Annotated in this window: 13 protein-coding genes; 9 read left to right on the top strand and 4 right to left on the bottom strand. The window is 30.7% G+C overall.

The annotated features are described in order from the left end of the window. Positions 1-12: 12 nt before the first annotated feature. Positions 13-2,790 (bottom strand): DNA gyrase subunit A, encoded by a 2,778-nt coding sequence (gyrA, locus tag HLA87_RS01060; RefSeq protein ID WP_171111077.1) that lies wholly within the window; start codon positions 2,788-2,790, stop codon positions 13-15. 311 nt (positions 2,791-3,101) lie between these two features. Here gyrA and cypl point away from each other — a divergent pair, with 311 nt between their 5' ends. The 5 genes from cypl to HLA87_RS01085 all read left to right on the top strand — a co-directional run bounded on the left by cypl (position 3,102) and on the right by HLA87_RS01085 (position 8,800). Beyond that, entirely contained in the window at positions 3,102-4,427 is a 1,326-nt protein-coding gene (gene cypl / locus HLA87_RS01065) for an ABC transporter thiamine pyrophosphate-binding lipoprotein p37/Cypl (RefSeq protein WP_171111079.1), read from the top strand. Continuing rightward, the gene (locus HLA87_RS01070) at positions 4,427-5,176 is read left to right on the top strand and encodes a phosphonate ABC transporter ATP-binding protein (protein ID WP_171111081.1); all 750 of its coding nucleotides are present in this window, start codon (positions 4,427-4,429) and stop codon (positions 5,174-5,176) included. Before cypl ends, HLA87_RS01070 begins: the two co-directional genes overlap by 1 nt. Next, complete coding sequence (locus tag HLA87_RS01075; RefSeq protein ID WP_171111083.1) at positions 5,140-6,930, top strand: PhnE/PtxC family ABC transporter permease; 1,791 nt, start codon at positions 5,140-5,142, stop codon at positions 6,928-6,930. The genes HLA87_RS01070 and HLA87_RS01075 overlap by 37 nt, the downstream gene beginning before the upstream one ends. A gap of 77 nt (positions 6,931-7,007) precedes the next feature. Then, positions 7,008-8,405, top strand: a complete 1,398-nt coding sequence (gltX, locus tag HLA87_RS01080) for a glutamate--tRNA ligase (protein WP_171111086.1) — start codon at positions 7,008-7,010, stop codon at positions 8,403-8,405. Next, positions 8,396-8,800 carry a hypothetical protein gene (locus HLA87_RS01085; RefSeq protein ID WP_171111088.1) on the top strand — a complete coding sequence of 135 codons (405 nt, stop codon included), beginning with the start codon at positions 8,396-8,398 and terminating at the stop codon, positions 8,798-8,800. Before gltX ends, HLA87_RS01085 begins: the two co-directional genes overlap by 10 nt. Positions 8,801-9,093: 293 nt before the next feature. Here HLA87_RS01085 and metK read toward each other — a convergent pair whose 3' ends face one another. Beyond that, positions 9,094-10,269: a methionine adenosyltransferase gene (gene metK, locus HLA87_RS01090; protein WP_171111089.1), complete on the bottom strand. Its 1,176-nt coding sequence runs from the start codon at positions 10,267-10,269 to the stop codon at positions 9,094-9,096. Positions 10,270-10,562: 293 nt separating this feature from the next. Between metK and rpmF the strand changes: the two genes are divergently transcribed. The 4 genes from rpmF (at position 10,563) to eno (ending at position 15,063) form a co-directional block, all read left to right on the top strand. Further along, on the top strand, positions 10,563-10,763 hold the full coding sequence (gene rpmF / locus HLA87_RS01095; RefSeq protein WP_171111091.1) for a 50S ribosomal protein L32: 201 nt from the start codon (positions 10,563-10,565) through the stop codon (positions 10,761-10,763). Between the two features lie 194 nt (positions 10,764-10,957). Further along, on the top strand, positions 10,958-12,553 hold the full coding sequence (locus tag HLA87_RS01100; RefSeq protein WP_171111093.1) for a hypothetical protein: 1,596 nt from the start codon (positions 10,958-10,960) through the stop codon (positions 12,551-12,553). Next, a complete protein-coding gene (gene thiI / locus HLA87_RS01105; RefSeq protein ID WP_171111095.1) occupies positions 12,543-13,679 on the top strand; it encodes a tRNA uracil 4-sulfurtransferase ThiI in 1,137 nt (378 codons plus the stop codon). The genes HLA87_RS01100 and thiI overlap by 11 nt, the downstream gene beginning before the upstream one ends. 10 nt (positions 13,680-13,689) lie before the next feature. After that, a complete protein-coding gene (gene eno / locus HLA87_RS01110; protein WP_171111097.1) occupies positions 13,690-15,063 on the top strand; it encodes a phosphopyruvate hydratase in 1,374 nt (457 codons plus the stop codon). Positions 15,064-15,140: 77 nt separating this feature from the next. On the opposite strand, the gene HLA87_RS01115 is transcribed toward eno, so the two are convergent. Further along, the gene (locus HLA87_RS01115; protein WP_171111099.1) at positions 15,141-15,866 is read right to left on the bottom strand and encodes a signal peptidase II; all 726 of its coding nucleotides are present in this window, start codon (positions 15,864-15,866) and stop codon (positions 15,141-15,143) included. Next, the gene (gene ileS / locus HLA87_RS01120; RefSeq protein ID WP_171111101.1) at positions 15,859-18,537 is read right to left on the bottom strand and encodes an isoleucine--tRNA ligase; all 2,679 of its coding nucleotides are present in this window, start codon (positions 18,535-18,537) and stop codon (positions 15,859-15,861) included. Before ileS ends, HLA87_RS01115 begins: the two co-directional genes overlap by 8 nt. Positions 18,538-18,543 lie beyond the last annotated feature (6 nt).

An 18,543-nucleotide genomic window follows, 5' to 3' on the forward strand; every position in this document is an offset into this window, starting at 1 on the left:
CCCCCTTTAAAATTATTCGATTTCTTCAGCGTCGTCTCTTTCATCATCAATTTCTGAACCATCAGTATCATCTATTCCGTTTTCAGGCGTTTGTTCAAGAACTTTTTTAATGAATTCAGCCTTTTTAAGTGATACTTGCTCATCAATTTTATCGTCAACCTTAATTACTTCTACTGCTTGTATATTTTCTTTGTTTTTAAGATTAATAAGTTTGACACCTTTACTTGCACGACCGCTAATGTTTATTTGTTCAATTGGCACTCTAATTGTTAAGCCACTTGACGTTATTATTAGCAATTCATCCTGAGGGTTTACAAAACGTGAAAATACAATATTACCAGCCAATTTAGAATTGATGCCTTTAACACCTTTCCCTCCACGTTTTACAAGTCTGAATTGATCATGGTGAGTTAATTTACCAAACCCTTCAGCCCCAATAGTTAATACTAATTCACCTTCTAAATCACTCGAAGCGGAAACAACCTCTTGATTTTCTTCTAAATTAATACCTTTAACACCATATGCTGTTCTAGACAATGGTCTAAAATCTTTAGATTGAAATTTAACTATTCTATCGTTATTATTAGCTAACATAATTAACGAATCTTCTTTAACTATCATTGCTCTTACTAATTCATCACCATCACGCAAACTAAATGCATATTTGCCACTAGCATAAATAGTTTGATATTGTGTTAAAGGTGTTTTTTTAATAATTCCATATTTAGTTGCAGTGAATAAAAATTCATTTTCGTTATAGTCATTTATGGGTAACATTGAAACTATTTTTTCATTGTCTTTAACATTTAAAGTTGGAACTAAATTTACAAAAGGCGTTCCTTTGGATTGTCTAGATAATTCAGGCACTTCATGAGCTCTTATTCTGTATACTCTCGCATGATTTGAAAATAGCAATAAATCAGTGTGAGTTGAACAAGTAATTAAAGAAGCTACATCATCATCGTCATAGGTTTTCATTGTTGTTATACCAACTCCGCCTCTTCTTTGAGTTTTGTATTCTTCAAGATCAATTCTTTTTACATATCCTTTGGCAGATGTCGTAATAACAATATCTCTTTCAGGAATTAAATCTTCATCAGTTATTCTTCCACCAGCTTCCAGATTAATTATTGATCTACGTTCGTCTGCGTATTTCATTTTAACTTCAGTCAATTCATCAATAATCAATTGAACTAATTTTTCGTGTGAAGCCAAAATCTCTTCAATACGTGTAATTTCGGCAATTAATTGATTCATTTCTTCAATCATATTTTCAATAGCTAAACCAGTTAAACGTCCTAAACGCATATCTACAATAGCTTTTGTTTGTCTTTCACTTAAATCAAATCTTTCGCCTAATCTTTGTTGAGCTTCAGCGTCATTTTTAGATTTCTTAATGATTGCTATTACTTCATCAATATTTTCAACAGCAATTTTTAAACCTTCTAAAACATGAAGTCTATCTTTAGCTTTTTCAAGATCGAATTTTAATCTACGTGTAACAACATCTTCTTGATGCTTCAAGTAAACTTCGATAGCTTGCTTAATATTCAATAGTTTTGGTTCGCCATTAACTAAAGCAACGAAGTTAACATTGTAATTAACTTGTAGATTTGTTTGACGATAAAGTTTATTTAATAATATGTGTGGGTTTATATTACGCTTTAAGTCTATAACGATTCTAATACCTTCACGATTAGATTCGTCTCTTAAATCAGCAATGCCTTCAATAGATTTATCTTTAACTAAATCTGCGATTTTTTCAATGATTGCTGTCTTTTTGATTTCATAAGGAATTTCAGTAACAATAATTCTGCTCTTCCCATTTTTAAACTCTTCAATTTTAGCAATCGAACGAATAGGTATTGAACCTTTACCAGTAGTATATGCTTCCTTGATTCCTTCGTTTCCTAAGATCATGGCGCCAGTTGGAAAATCGGGTCCAGGTAAAAATTCCATCAATTCTTCTATTGATGAATCCGGATTCTTAGCCAATGCTATAGTTGCATCGATTGCTTCTCCTAAGTTATGAGGCGGTATGTTAGTTGCCATACCAACGGCAATACCTGATCCACCAGTAACTAGCAGGTTTGGAAAACGGGCTGGTAACACAACCGGTTCTTTCTCACTTGCATCATAGTTGTCTACAAAATCAACTGTGTCTTTTTTAATTCCATCCAACATTTCAGAAGCGACTTTACTCATTCTCGCTTCAGTATAACGCATCGCAGCCGCACCATCGCCATCAATTGAACCAAAGTTTCCGTGTCCATCAACTAATGGGTAACGCATAGAAAACTCTTGTGCCATACGAACCATAGCATCGTAAACAGATGAATCTCCGTGTGGGTGGTATTTACCAAGAACGTCCCCAACAATACGCGCACTTTTTCTGTGTTGTGAAGCGTGAGTGATACCCAACTCACTCATATCATATAAAATACGACGGTGAACTGGTTTTAAACCATCTCTCGCATCAGGCAAAGCACGCGAAACAATAACACTCATTGCATACTCAAGGAATGAATTTTTCATTTCTTTGTCAATATCAATTGGGTGCAGACCGTCTAATGGTTTTTCAATAATCTGGCTTTGAACGACATAATCTTCTTTATTTTGTGGTATTTGTTCTTCCTCTTCATCTTCAATTTCTGTATTTTCTTCTTGTTTGAAGGCAACAAATAATTCTTCGTCAGGAATGTAATTTTCATCAAATTCTTCAATCGTCGGTTTGTTTAATTCTTCTTTTTCATCTAATATTTTTTCTTTATCTTTTTCGTTAAATGACATGCTTGCTCCTATAAATATATATTTTAATATTAATATTATATCAACTTTGATTTTTTTATGTAGATAATAGTCATTAATTTACCAATATAAATATTCATATTATTTTGTAATTAAATCACTCATTTTCAGTATTTTTCTTCTTTTTAGTGATGCGATGAGTAAATATTTATTTATTCGTAATGTACTAGTTTATAATTAAATAGACAAGGGTGCTGCGGAAGCGGCTGAGAACATACCTATTAGCAGATCATGGTAATTCATGCGTGGCTAAGTTCTTATTTATTTTTATTCCTTGTCAAAGGAGTATTTTTATGAAATTTATTAAAAAAATAATTAGTGCATCAGCACCACTTACTTTGACAACAGCGACATTAATGTCAGCTAGTTGCAACAACAAAACAAACGAGAAAACAAAAGAAAACCTAGATTTATTGTGAGATACTGAGATTACTATAACTAACTCTTGAATAAATCCCGGTTTCCAAGAAACTAAAAAGGAAACTGATTTCTTGAATTTATTGAGTAAAAGATTTAATGAATTAAAGAATAAAGATGAAAGTACAAAACATCTACCGGATGTAAAATTCAATATTGAAACAAAAGATAAGGGCACATACATACAAGACATTGAAAACGATAATAAAAAAAATGACTTATTAATTGCAAATTACACTGTTTTTTCAGAAAACTTTTGACAAGACGGAAAATTTGTGAATGATAATAATGCAAAATTGGTGGCGCAAACCAGTACATTAAAATTTAATTGACAATCTTCAGATAATGATTTTTATAAAGATGGAACGTCAACAGATCCACTAAGAATCGCGGCAGTAAAAAATAACGAAATTTGAGTAAAAAACACAGGTTTTGAATATCCAGACTGACCTGAAGCCATTAAGCAAAATAAAATAAATTTTGATGGATCAAAATATGATACATTCTATTCAAAAGACAAATTAACATATGTTTATCATGGTGCAATATTAATATCAGGAAATTTTGCCAAACGTACTGAGATTACGAAAGATTGAGAGGATAAAAATTGAGAAAAATTTGTTACTCATGGTATTGTTTACAGTAAAAACACTAGCGCAGGTGGTTTTAAATATCAGGCAGCATTATTAGCGCGTCATTTCAATAAACCACTTAACGAGATTCTCGAATATTTAAACTCAAACTCTGAATATGTTTTTAAAGGGACTAAACCCAAATCTCAATTGGGTAAAGAGTCACAAAATTCAAAAGGAGTAAAAATTGTTCCTCATATCGCCTTTGATGATGAAGGTTCTTATAACTGAACTGAAAATAATGGTGAAAACAATTATTACAAACCCCAAGGCTTTAAATCGAATAAAAAATTCGAAGATCAGGAAAATGATGTCATTAGAACATTAACATTAACTAATCCCGCTGCATATGATGTAGTCCTTGGAAGAAAGGGTCTACACGATAAACAAGTAGAATTAATTGCGAAGGCGCTTACATCACTTACCTTGCAAGAAAATACATACGGAATCTATACTGGATACAATAAATTCCAACCGCTATCTAACGAATTATTTGAAAAATATGTCAAATTACAGGTTCAAGCTGAGACAGTTCAAGATTTAGTTAATGATATACCGGAAATTAACTAATGAACAAAATTATTGAATGTAAAGATATCAATCTTACATATAAAAAAAATTCCGAAGATGTTCTGCAAAACATAAATTTAAATGTTTATGAGGGAGAAATGATTGCTGTTATTGGCCCAAGTGGAGCTGGTAAATCAACTCTATTTAAAATGTTTGTCAGAGCAATCAAACCTCGCAGTGGCGAAATCAAGGTATTTGGGAAACACATTTCAAAAATATCAAATAAACATTGAAAAAAAATAATCGATAGAATTGGTTTTTTAACCCAAAAACCAAACCTTATAAATACTGATAATGTTTATGAAAATATAAGACGTTCCCATATTAAATATTCAAATTTCTTCTTTCAAATCTTCGGTATTTTAAACAAAAAACAAAAAACTAAAATATTTCAGACACTGGATGAATTAAATATTCTCGATAAAGCTTTTTCTCGTGTATCAGATTTGAGCGGCGGACAACAACAAAGAGTTGAAATTGCCAAATTATTGATTAGAGATGTTGATTTAATTCTTGCTGATGAGCCTACAGCGAACCTTGATAACCACACGAGCAAAGAAGTGTTAGATTTGCTTTTGAATCTAAAACACAAAAGCAAAACATTGATTGTCAATATACACGATTTAAGTCTTATTAAACAATATTTTGATAGGGTAATAGCAATTAATAACAAACATATTATTTTGAACAAAAAAGTTGAAGATGTTGAACTATGAGAACTAATAGAATCAGTACAAAAAACTCAGTAGCTAAAATATCAAAATTTTACAAATACCAGTACATAAGCGCGCATAATGATAAAACAACCGGTTGAAAAATCAACCCTATTTTCAAACGTATAGCAATATTTTTAATTGTCGCAGGCATATGCACTTTAATTGCATTTCAGGCTAAAAATATTAACTTTTTAAATTCAGATTTAATTCTAAAAAAATTACGAAAACTATTCATTTTCAGTAATAAAAGTACCGTTAATGGAAGCGCTACAGGCATTTATACAGACTTATGAAAAGATTCATTTAATTCTTTGTGAATAACAATAAAATTAGCGCTTGCCGGTACATTCGTTGGATTTGTGTTTGCTATTATTACAGCTATATTATCATTCAAGGCCGTAACAAATAAATTCGTTGCCTACATCTTTAAACTAACTATTTTATTTTTGCGTGCGATACCCGAAATTGTATTTATTTTATTAATTACTAATACCTTTCGAAATGAAATCTGTTTAATGATTGTGTACCTATGATTCACTTGATTATGATTACACAAATACTATATTGAAATATTGCAAAACGTAGATTTAAACCCGTACTATTTATCAATAAATCAAGGAAATACTAAATTTAAAGCATTTATTAAGGAAATTTGGCCAAGAATAAATAACAGAATTTTTGCGTTATTCATTTTTTCATTCGAATCAAATATAAGATGAGCAGCAATACTGGGAGCTTTAAGTTTACCCGGTATTGGCGTCTTAATTAACTATGCATCGGAGAAAACTATTCGTTTTACTCAGCTAGGTGTACCTTTATTAGTATTAATGGGTTTTATAATTTTCCTAGAAATAATAAATATTTTACTTAAGAATTATTTATTCGAGACAAAGTCAAAACCGTATTTTCAAAAATATAAATTCAAGACACTCGAATACCAAAGACTTGCAAAAACTATTAATTTCAGAAAACTGATTATGGCTTCTATTTTTCTGATTTGTACTGTAATTACAATATGAACAGTTACATCTACCCCAATATGATTTTTTAATCTTACAGAAACAAAATTATTTTTCAATGCCTTCTTTCACCCAAATTTTAGCGGATTTAAGTTAAATAGTTGAGATCATAATTTCAATCCGTTCTTAATGATTTGAGAGTCTATCAGTTTCACAATTATGGCTCTTGCTATTTGTATATTTTTCACTTTTATCTCTGTAAGACTACAATCAATTAGGCTAAATAAAATATGGTTAGCAGTTTTTTGAAGAGGATTCAATGCATTAATTCGCTTAATTCCTACAGTTGTATATTTTTATGTATTTTTACCAATTCTAACAGCTTCGCCGTTTTTTCTGATTATCATAATTTTAGGGCTTCATGAAATGTCTTCAAAATCTAAACAATTAGTTGAAGCAGTGGATAACTTGGATGAGGAAATTATTACCAACATGCGTATGCAAGGATATTCAAACAACCAAATATATTTAAAATTTATTATTCCTTCTTTGAAAAGAGAAATTATTTCATTAACTATATTTTATTTTGAATTAATTTTCAGAAATTCAATAACTTATGCCATCTTTGCACAAAACGAATTATCAATTGGAAATAATATCTATAAAAATCTAGATGGTAAAACCAACTTTAATCCTCAACTAGCAATGGGTTATATTTGAATTGCCACAATTTCAATTTTAACAATAAACATTTGCGGTCATATGATATTGAATTGAAATAAAATTCAATCAAATTTGTTTAAAAGAACAAAAAAGCTGTCTAACTAGTTTTTTAACTAACACATTAAATGTTAGTTTTTTTTAATTTTGTATTAAAATTAAACTTAATATTAATAGGAGTAATTATGAAGAAAATTAGAACAAGATACGCACCAAGTCCTACAGGATATCTACATATCGGAGGTGCAAGAACAGCATTGTTTTGCTATTTATTTGCAAAACATTTTAATGGAGAATTTATTTTCCGTCTTGAAGATACGGATATTAAAAGAAACGTTATTGACGGAGAAAAAAGTCAACTAGAAAATTTGGCTTGATTAGGTATTATTCCTGACGAAAGTCCATTTAAGCCCAATCCAAATTGCGGCAAATATCGCCAAAGTGAAAAACTTGATAGATACAAGGAAATTGCTCAGGAATTACTAGATCGTGGATTAGCTTATAAAGCATACGATAATTCCGAAGAACTTGAGCAACAACACGCTGAAAGCGAAGCGAAAGGTATTCCATCATTTAAATATGATGTTAATTGATTAAAAATCTCTGATGAAGAAAAAATCAAAAGAGATGAAGCAGGCGAGTATTCAATCAGATTAAAAATGCCTAAAAATGTTCAACTTAGTTGAGATGATATTGTTAGAGGTCCTATTAGTTTCGATTCTTCAGATATCGGGGACTGAGTAATTTTTAAATCTGATGGTTATCCAACATATAACTTTGCAGTAGTCGTTGACGACCACGATATGTCAATAACACACGTTTTGCGTGGCGAAGAACACATAACAAATACTCCTAAACAATTAGTTATTTACAATGCTTTAGGTTGACAAGCCCCTACTTTTGGTCATTTAACAGTGATTACTAATATGGAGGGCAAAAAATTATCAAAGAGAGATACATCTCTTAAACAATTCATCGAAGATTACCGCAATGAAGGTTATGTACCAGAAGCAGTGTTTAACTTTTTAACATTGTTAGGATGAACAGCCGATGACGCAAGCGAAGTAATGACAAAAGAAGAAATCATTGCTAAATTCGACCCACAGAGACTTTCTAAATCGCCTTCAAAATTTGACATCATTAAAATGCATTGATTCTCAAAACAATACTTTAAAAATATTGACAATACCGAAATTGCCTCAAAATTGAATCAGGACATTAACGATCTTTGAGTTAAATTATTTATTGAAACATTTAAAGAAAGCGTCGGGACTATAAGCGAACTAAATAATCACTTAAATTCATACAAAAATCCAGCAAAAACTACTGACTTTGTATTCAATGAACAAGAATTAGCAGTAATTAACGAATTCGTTAATCAAATTGAAAATGTTGATTTTACAGTTGAAAATATACAATTAGCTATCAATAATACCAAAGACAAACTAGGAATTGGCGGAAAAAAATTGTTTATGCCAATAAGAAAAGCCACTACTTTTGCTGAACATGGACCAGAATTAGCTAAAGCAATTTTTCTTTACGGCCGTAATGTTGTGGTTGAAAGATTGAGTTTATGAAAATAAAATTTTGCTCACTATATAAGCAAGAAGGTCAAGACCAAAAAGCCGAATTTGAGGCAGACGCGAAATACTCAAAAGAATTAATTAAACATCCTTTCGAAAATATAGAATTTGAATATGATGTTTATGAATTTCACGATCCTCAAAGCAAACAACCGACGCGTATTGAAATCAACCCTAAAAGCGTAAATGTAATTACAAATAATGCAACCCTTCAATTAAGACTCTTGAAATGTCACAATGGCTCTAAAATACATTTAGAAAAAAACGACATTATTCTTAAAACAATGATGGATAAATGCGTTGTTGGTGATAAGGAAGCTTATTTTCAGTATGAAATGTTCAGTATTAATGATCACCCAATGGGGGAATTCAAAATAACGATTTCACATGAATAAAGAAAATATCGCAGATTAATGCGATATTTTTTATTGATTGGCTTTTTTAAGTGCCGAATAATAATATGAATAAAGTTCTAATTAAGCTTGTGCTTTAGCTGCTCTACGTTCGTCTCTTGCTTGTTCTTTTTGCAATTTGTGTAGTCTTTTTGCAGCACGTTCTTTATTTTTTAATCTAACAATTTTTCTCATTTTTGCTCCTTTTGAATTGATTTGCTGAATGTATATAGCTAATCATAGACTTGATTCATGATTTAACGTTGTCTGTCGCTTATTATACCATAAAGAAATCTTTAAAAACCATTATGTTTTAAATATGTTTCAATGTCTTTAACCTTGTTTGTTCTCTCTCAAGGTAAATCTAAATCGTCCCGACCAAAGTGACCAAAATAGCTAGTATCACCAAAAATAGGTTTTCGCAAATTCAATTCCTTAATGATTGCTTGTGGACGTAAATCAAAAATATTGGTAATTATATTTTTAATTAATTCAACATTTCGATTGCCATCAGTTTTAACATTAATTGATACAGGTTTAGCCACACCAATTGCGTATGATACTTGGATTTCAATTCAGTTGCACAGTTTTTTGGTTGCTACAATATTTTTGGCAATTCAACGGCAAGCATAGGCCGCGCTTCTATCAACTTTTGTTGAATCTTTCCCAGAAAATGCACCACCACCGTGGCGTCCATATCCACCATAGGTATCAACAATAATTTTTCTGCCAGTTAAGCCAGTATCTCCTATTGGACCACCAATAACAAAGCGACCAGTAGGATTTATCAATATTTTATTAGGTAATTTTAAATTATATTTTTCCAAAACTACTGAAATTATATTGTTAATGATAAATTCTTTAAATTCAGTATCATTATAATTTTCATCATGTTGAATTGACATTAAAACTGTGTCCACATCCAGTATTTTACCTTCATCATCATATTCAACAGTTACTTGACTTTTCATATCAGCTTTTGCTCATTTAAATTGCCCGATTTGACGTAATTTATCTGCAAATTTTACTAATTCGTGAGCCAAAGTAATACCTAGAGGCATGTAATTGCTTGTTTCGTTGCAAGCATAACCGAACATAATACCTTGATCCCCCGCGCCGATTTCTTCATCTGATAAAACAACGCCCCTGCTAATATCTGGGCTTTGTTGTTTAATGTCTGTTATGAATTTAATGTTAACAGTTGGATAATCTAGTTTATCAAATATTGATTTTGCTATTGATATAGCATCAACTTTGGCATTAGAACTAACTTCGCCAGCTATTAAAACAATATTGCCCGTTGCCATTGTTTCAATCGCTACTCTGGCGTTTGAATCTTGTTCTAAATAAGCATCTAGGATACGATCAGATATTTGATCACATATTTTGTCTGGGTGTCCTTGTCCGACACTTTCTGATGTAAATAAATTTCTTTCTTTATTGGAAGAAATCTTTTGATTAATATTTTTCATAAATAAAAAACTCCTTTGCGTTAAATAAAACAAAGAGTTAAGTTTAAAAAGATTCACATGTTGAAGAAATCTCTCCCTGACTTTCCACCTTCCAAAATTGGGGTTGGCATGCCTCACTGCTGTCAAGCTAGGCAACTCTTTATGTTATTCGTTATATATGATACATTAAATTTTTATTAACAAATAATTTTATTATTATGTTTTTTACTTTTCTTTTTGTTGTTTTGTCTTATAATAACTTTACGTTATTTTAAATAAATAATAAGATCTTATAAATATTTAAAGGAGGAATCATGGCTATAGTTCCAAAACGTAAAACTTCGAAACAACGTAAACATAAGAGACGTACTCATGACGCTTTAGTTGTACAAAACCTAGTGGCATGTAAAAACTGTACTAACCTAACACAACAACACAAAGTTTGTGAAATGTGTGGTTTCTACAAAGATAAAATCGTCGAAGGTTACAAAAGTATCAACTCACGTAACAATTAATAATCCAGTGCACTTATAAAAATCTGAGCAATCAGATTTTTTTATTCACAATTAAAGAAAATTACAAAATTTAATTAGCAAAGCTATAGAAATTCTTGTATTTTCTTGTTGGTACATAGTTCAAAATATTTTTTTAAAGTACATAGTTTAATAAATAATATTAATATTAAATAGTTTATATATAATTAATAATTATGGAATATAAAAAAATAATTATCTTAACTATTTCAATACTAATTTTCTCATTCGCTTTGCTCCTTGAAGGTTTCTTGATTTACCTAACAATTCGCAAAACAAAACTTTCTTATTTCAACGAACATCTGAAAAAATGATCTCAGACAATCAAAAGTTCAAACTATAATAACTCTGCTACTATTGACAGATTTAGAACATTGTCGACAACAATGACTAATTACCTCGATTTGAAAAACAGACTAAATAATATGTACTCGAAAATGTGTGATTTAACTAAAGAAATTAACCCATTATTGCAGAATTTGCATGAAACAATTACAAAGTACAATTTGAATGAAGCTAAAACATTACACAAAAAAGCATCCAACATTTTTAAAGACTACAATAATTTGAATCAACAGTTCAGCGGGTTAAGTGATTCGCTAAATAAACATTGAAACACTATCGAAGTAGTGGCAGTTAATGCCTATGAAGTAATTAAAACACTTGAACAGATAATCAATGAAAGTAAAGATAAATTACCAATTTCCTATAATTCTTTAATTAATGAACTAAAAGAATTGAGAAAAAAAACCTCATATCTAGAAGCTCAAAGAAGTAGTAAGGCAATTCAAGATGTGTCCAAAGATCTAAACGAACATGACCGAAAGGTAAGAATTTTTGCCGAAAAAGTCAGTCATTTGGTTAATATGGAATGATTGAGTTTTAATTATCTTCCTGAATGTTTGAATCAAATCAAACAATTAGACCAAAGTAATGCTAATTACACAAAACTGAATGGTGATTTAGTTAAAATTCAAGATGATTTTATTAAAGAAACTTACCAAACAACAATCTCTAAAATTCGTGCTTGATTATATCATTACAGTGTTTTGACTTCCCAATTAAAAACCAAGCAAGAATTGTCAAATTTTATTGGTAATAATATCTCATTAATTGACCAAAATCTAAATAAAATTGAATTAATTGCTAATAATTTTGTTTTAATTACAGATGAGTACAAACAAAACGAAAAAACTCAAATAATTGCTAATTTCGTAAATTTAAAACAAGATTTTGCAAAAATTAAAACGGCTTTAACAAATGGCGATGCAAATGTATCTTACTTAGATATTGACGCATTTATCAATTCAATGATTGATTGAATAAATAAGTTTAACTATTTAATCAAACAATATAATGATGCCGAAGAAAGTAAACGCTATCAACAATACTATTTAAATATTTTACGAATATGGTACTTGTATGTTATCTCAAATAAAGATTTATTAGAGATGAATTCAACAAATGAAAAGGCAATTACACAATTAATCAATCTGAATGAAAGTTTCACATTGAAATCAACAATCGACGAAAACCAGCTAACGATTTTTACCGATAGACTGCTAGAATTGTGTAAATTGGTTTATTATGCTCAAACATATAAATTTATGGCTCTGGATTTAATTAACTCAATATCAATATACAGATTGAACAATGAAGATATTGATTCGCTGATTAAAATAAGTCTTGAAAAAATCCAAAATAAACAATACAAAGATGCGTTCCAATTGATTAAAGACTTAATTAGAAGGGAGAAATTAGATGTTCACTAAGATATTAATACGTTACGGAGAACTAACTCTTAAAGGCAAAAATAGACAAAACTTTATAGATGTTTTAGCTCGCAATATTTCAAACATTGTTGGCGAACGACCAGATGCTAAATTCGACCGTATGTATCTTTCATATTCGCAACACAATATGGATAAATTGAAATATATTTTTGGTATAAGTTCTTATAGTCCAGTTGTGGAATGCGAAAATAAAATTGAGCAAATTTATGATTTTGCTAACAAAATGATTGATTCTAATTCTAAAACATTCAAAATCTCGGCCAGACGTTCAAACAAAAATTTTGAGCTTTCTAGCCAAGATATTAATATGCAATTAGGCGGTTTTATTCTTAAAAACCACCCTAATATCAGTGTTGACGTGCACAATCCAGATCAAACAATTTTTGTAGAGGTCAGAGATAAATCAACATTTATTTTTCAAGACGCTACGCCAGGACTTGGCGGACTACCAGTTGGAATTTCGGGTCGTGCATTGCACTTGATGAGTGGGGGTATTGACTCACCAGTAGCTGCCTTTGAATTAATGAAACGTGGCTTAGAGGTGCATTTTCTTTCATTTGTTTCTCCGCCACAAACCGATGAAAAAACAATCGATAAAATGAAAAGATTAATTGCTCAATTAAACAACTATCAATGCAAAAGTATGTTTTATTTGTGTGATTATTCAAATATTTTGAATTACATTGCACTTGTATCAAATCAAGCATTTAAAATAACATTGTTAAGAAGAAGTTTTTATAGAATTGCATCCAGTTTAGCAGACAAACTTCATTTTATAGCTCTTTCAAATGGTGAAAATCTTGGTCAAGTTGCTTCACAGACATTAGAATCGCTATCTGTTATCAATCAATCTAGTTCAAAATTAGTTTTACGTCCTTTATTAACAAAAGACAAGGTAGAAACAATAAATATTGCAAAACAAATCGGAACCTACGAAATAAGCATTGAAAAAGCAAATGAAACGTGCGAAATGTTCGCTCCAAAAGAGCCAGTCACTAAACCACGTTTAGAAGATGTTATTAAATTAGAAAATGAACTAAATAATTTGGAAAAATTTGAAAGTAATATAATTTTAAATAACATAGAAGTAATAAAAATAAAATAGGAGAGTATATATGTCAAAAATTATAGATATTTACGCAAGAGAGATTCTTGACTCAAGAGGTAACCCAACAATCGCTGTTAAGGTTACAACAGAATTAGGAGCACAAGGTGTTGCTATGGTACCTTCAGGTGCTTCAACAGGTACAAGAGAGGCCTGTGAATTAAGAGATGCAGCATTCCCTGAATTTAAAGATAACTGATTCGGTGGCAAAGGTGTTATGAAAGCCGTAACTAACACAAACGAAATCATTGCACCAGAATTAATCGGTCTTGAAGTTAGCGAACAAAGACTAATTGATATGACGATGATTAAATTAGATGGCACAAAAAACAAAACAAATTTAGGTGCTAACGCTATTTTAGGAGTTTCATTAGCTGTTGCTCGTGCTGCTGCTGAAGAAGCTGGATTACCTTTATACAGATACATTGGTGGTACTAACGCAAGAACACTACCTGTTCCAATGTTAAATGTTATGAACGGTGGTGCTCACTCATCAAACACAGTTGATATGCAAGAATTTATGATTATGCCTGTTGGGGCTAAAACATTTAGAGAAGCATTACAAATGGCTAACAAAGTATTCCATAACTTAGGTAAATTATTGAAAAAAGAACACGGTACAACTGTTGGTGATGAAGGTGGATATGCTCCAAACTTAAAATCGCACGAAGAAGTTCTTGACTACATGGTGCAAGCTATTAAAGCAGCCGGACTTGTTCCAGCTACTTCAGGAGAAAAGGCTGTTGCAATAGCAATGGACCCAGCCGCTAGTGAATTCTACGATGAAAAATCAAAAAAATATGTTTTCAAAAAACTAAAACAAGCTATCGATGAAAAACGTAATGGCTTTGACCACTTACAAGATGTTAAATTAGAATACACTACTGAAGAACTTGTAGATTACTATGAAAAATTAGTAAATACATATCCAATTATTTCAATTGAAGATGGTTTAGCAGAAAGCGATTGAGATGGCTTCAAACTAATGAAACAACGTTTAGGCGATAGACTTCAAATTGTTGGTGATGACTTAACAGTTACAAACCAAGAAATTTTAAGAGAAGCTATTAAAAAAGACGTTATGAACTCAATTCTAATTAAACTAAACCAAATTGGTTCATTATCTGAAACATTAGACACAATGGAATTAGCTCACAAAGCTGGATTTACTTGTGTGGTTTCACACCGTTCAGGTGAAACTGAAGACACAACAATTGCCGACTTAGCGGTCGCTTTAAACACAGGACAAATCAAAACAGGTTCATTATCAAGAACAGATAGAATTGCAAAATACAACCGTCTATTAGAAATCGAAGATGAATTAGGCGAAACAAGCAAATTCGATGGTGAAAAAACATACTTTAATCTAAAAAGACATGTTTAATACTCGGTAAATACTCGGTAACGAGTATTTTTCATTATCTTAATATTAAAAGCAGCCGAATTTGGCTGCTTTTAATATTATTTTTCGTTTAAATCGTCAGTATCAGAATTTTTATTATCTTGATCTGCATCAGCTGTTAATGAAGCATTATTTTTTTCTTTTTCTTCGCTTACGTATTCTGCAATTAAAGATACTACAAAATAAATCAATAAACCTATGCAACCACCAACTAAAACAACATCAGCAAAGTTAAATGTTCCAATTTCTTTTCCTTGTCACTTTTCTAAAAAGGTACAGAAGAAAATATCTTTAACATGGCCAGCCCACATGAAGCGATCTAACATATTTCCAATTGAACCTGCACACAATAAAGCCATCATTACCACAATAGTCTTTGATTCTGTAAAAAACGGCACAGTTAATAAAGCTAAAAACATGATAATACTCAATATTTGAATAATTATAATTGTTGCCTTATTTTCTCACGGAAGCACCGTGACTCCATAGTGTTCAACGGATCTTACTCCAATTATTGCGCCTTCATAAATTACTGTTTTATCGCCTTTATAGTTAGCGAAATCAGCCCATTTAAACAGTGCGCCTTTGGTTATTTGGTCAATAGCTAATAAAATAATAAAAAGTATTGTGAATATTAAATAGTTAATTAATATTTGTTTTTTATGATTCACCCATTTATCTTTTAAATAATTTTTAAATTCTGTGAATTTTGATTTAAAATTTTGTCTTCTTTCGTCTCAAGTGGGTTTTGGTTTATAGTCATTGCCATTGAATTCTTTACTCATTTTTTTCCTTGCTACTCATTACTTTGACACAAAGTGGACATAAATCATCGATTATTTGTGCTGGCAAGAAATGATTTCAACAGCGTTGACATTTCGCAGAATCAAATGTTTCGATTTTGAATTCATCGCCAAATTCAACAATACCAACCATCAATAATTGTTTTAAGTCTAAGGATTCAATAAATTCTGATTCTGGTTTTAATGTCAATTTAACTTCATTACTACGTTTAATTAGACCTTCTTTAATAGTGTTTTCAATAGCTAAATTAACTTTATCTCTTAATTCAAAGAATTCATCCCATTGTTTAATTACTTCTTCATCAACTTCTTTTTCTCTAGCAATTGTTTCTAAATGTACTGAAATTTGTTTATTTTCTTTAGGTAAAAAAGTATAAGCATCCTCTGAAGTTGTAGGCATTATTGGGGCTAGAATGGTAATTAAAAATTCAAGTATTTCATAAAAGTTTGTTAATGTCATTAATCTATTAACTGAATCGAATTCTTCAACATATAAAATGTCTTTAGTGAAGTTTAAATAGAAACTAGACAATTCAATAACATAATTATTGATTAGCTTGATACCGTTAATGAACTTATATTCATCAAATGATTTCAATACACTGGCTCTTACTTGCTCTAATTGTTCTTTAATAAATTCGTGAACACCTTTTCTTGGCAATGTTTGATCATATTTGAAACCATCTAAATTACCTAGCATAAATTTAATGGTGTTTCTTATTTTTCTGTACGAATCTGAGTTCTGATTCAATATTGAATCTGAGATAGTTATATCGTTTGTGTATTCACTATTAGCAACTCAAAAACGTAAAATGTCTGCACCGTGTTTTTCAATTACTTTTAACGGGTCAACTGTATTTCCTTTAGATTTGGACATTTTTTCGCCCTTACCGTCTAGCACAAATCCATGTGAAATTAAGTTTTTGTAAGGAGCAACTGAATTGTAGGCAACTGAATTTATTAATGATGAGTTGAATCAACCACGATATTGGTCGCTACCCTCAAGATAAAGGTCATATGGTGGCTTAATGTTTTCATCAATTTCTACAGCAATAGAAGTAGAACCCGAATCAAATCAAACATCCATAATATCCATTTCTTTAGTAAAACCTAAATTTTTGAACTCTTTTGGTAATAATTCATCAGCATCTTTTTCTCATCAAATATTTGGCCCGAATTTTTCAATTAACTCAATAACGTGGTCAAATATTTTTTCGTCAAATACAGGTTTTAGGTCTTTATCGTAAAAAATAATCAAAGGTACCCCTCACGTTCTTTGACGTGAAATTGTTCAATCATTATGGTTAGAAATCATATTGCTCAATCTTTTCTTAGCTCACTCTGGATAAGTATTAACTGTTTCAAGTTGAGTTAGAATTTTATCTTTGATTTTTTCAATAGAAACAAACCATTGAGGAGTACCTCTGAAAAGAATTGGTTTATGAGTTCTTCAATCGTGTGGATATGAGTGATTAATAGTGCCTGATTTTAAAACTAAACCTTTATTTGATAACTCTTCAATAATCAATTTATCGGCCTTTGAATAAAATTGACCTTCATACGAACCACCTAATTTATTAATTTTTCCATCATCTGCAATATGCATAATCATATTTAATGAATGTTTCTGTCCAATCAAGAAGTCATCTTCTCCAAATAATGGAGCCATATGAACCAAACCTGAACCAGATTCCAATGTAACATGGTGGCCAATTACAACTGGACTTGGATTATTGTTTAATGGACTTGTATATAATGAATCAACAATTTCGTTTGCCTTTAATTCATCAACAATTTTGCATTTTTTTCATCCAAATGTTCCAGATACTTTTTGAACTAAATCAGACGCTATAACGTATCTTTTATTTTCGAATTCAACGATCGAATAGGCAAATTTTTCACCTATTGCAACTCCAGAGTTTGCAAGCAATGTTCATGGAGTAGTTGTCCAAATAACTAATCTATCGCCTTTTTTCAATTTAGATCCTGAAGGTTTAGAAACTTCAAACGCAACATATAAACTAGGGCTATCAATATCTTTATATTCAACTTCTGCCTCAGCTAATGCTGATTGTGATGAGGGAGATCAATAAACTGGTTTTAGTCCTTTATAAACCAAACCATCGATTACCATTTTCTTGAATAATTTGAGTTGTTGCGCAACAAAATGCGGTTCAAGAGTAATATAAACTTTCTCAAAATCAGTTAAAAGTTGCATTGATTTAAATTGTTCCATTTGAATTTTTACTTGACTTAAAGCATATTCTTTAGCACGCTTACGCAACTCAACTGGAGATAATTCATTTTGTGATAAATGAGCTTCCTGCAACATTTTATGTTCAATTGGCAAACCATGAGTATCTCATCCGGGAACAAATGGTGTATAGAAACCATTCATTGATTTATAACGAATAATTATGTCTTTTAGTATTTTATTCAATGAGTGTCCAATATGTAAATTACCATTTGCATATGGAGGTCCATCATGTAAAATGAAAGGCTGGTTACCTTTATTTTTTTCTAATACTTTTTTGTAAATTTGATTATCTAGTCATAATTGTCTAAATTGAGGTTCTTTCTTTGTTAAATTTGCCCGCATTTCAAAATCAGTTTTAGGCATATTTAAAGTGTCTTTGTAATTTTTTTCCGACATGGTGCT

This window comes from Mycoplasma miroungigenitalium, assembly GCF_013008635.1.
Taxonomy (GTDB): domain Bacteria; phylum Bacillota_I; class Bacilli_A; order Mycoplasmatales; family Metamycoplasmataceae; genus Mycoplasmopsis; species Mycoplasmopsis miroungigenitalium.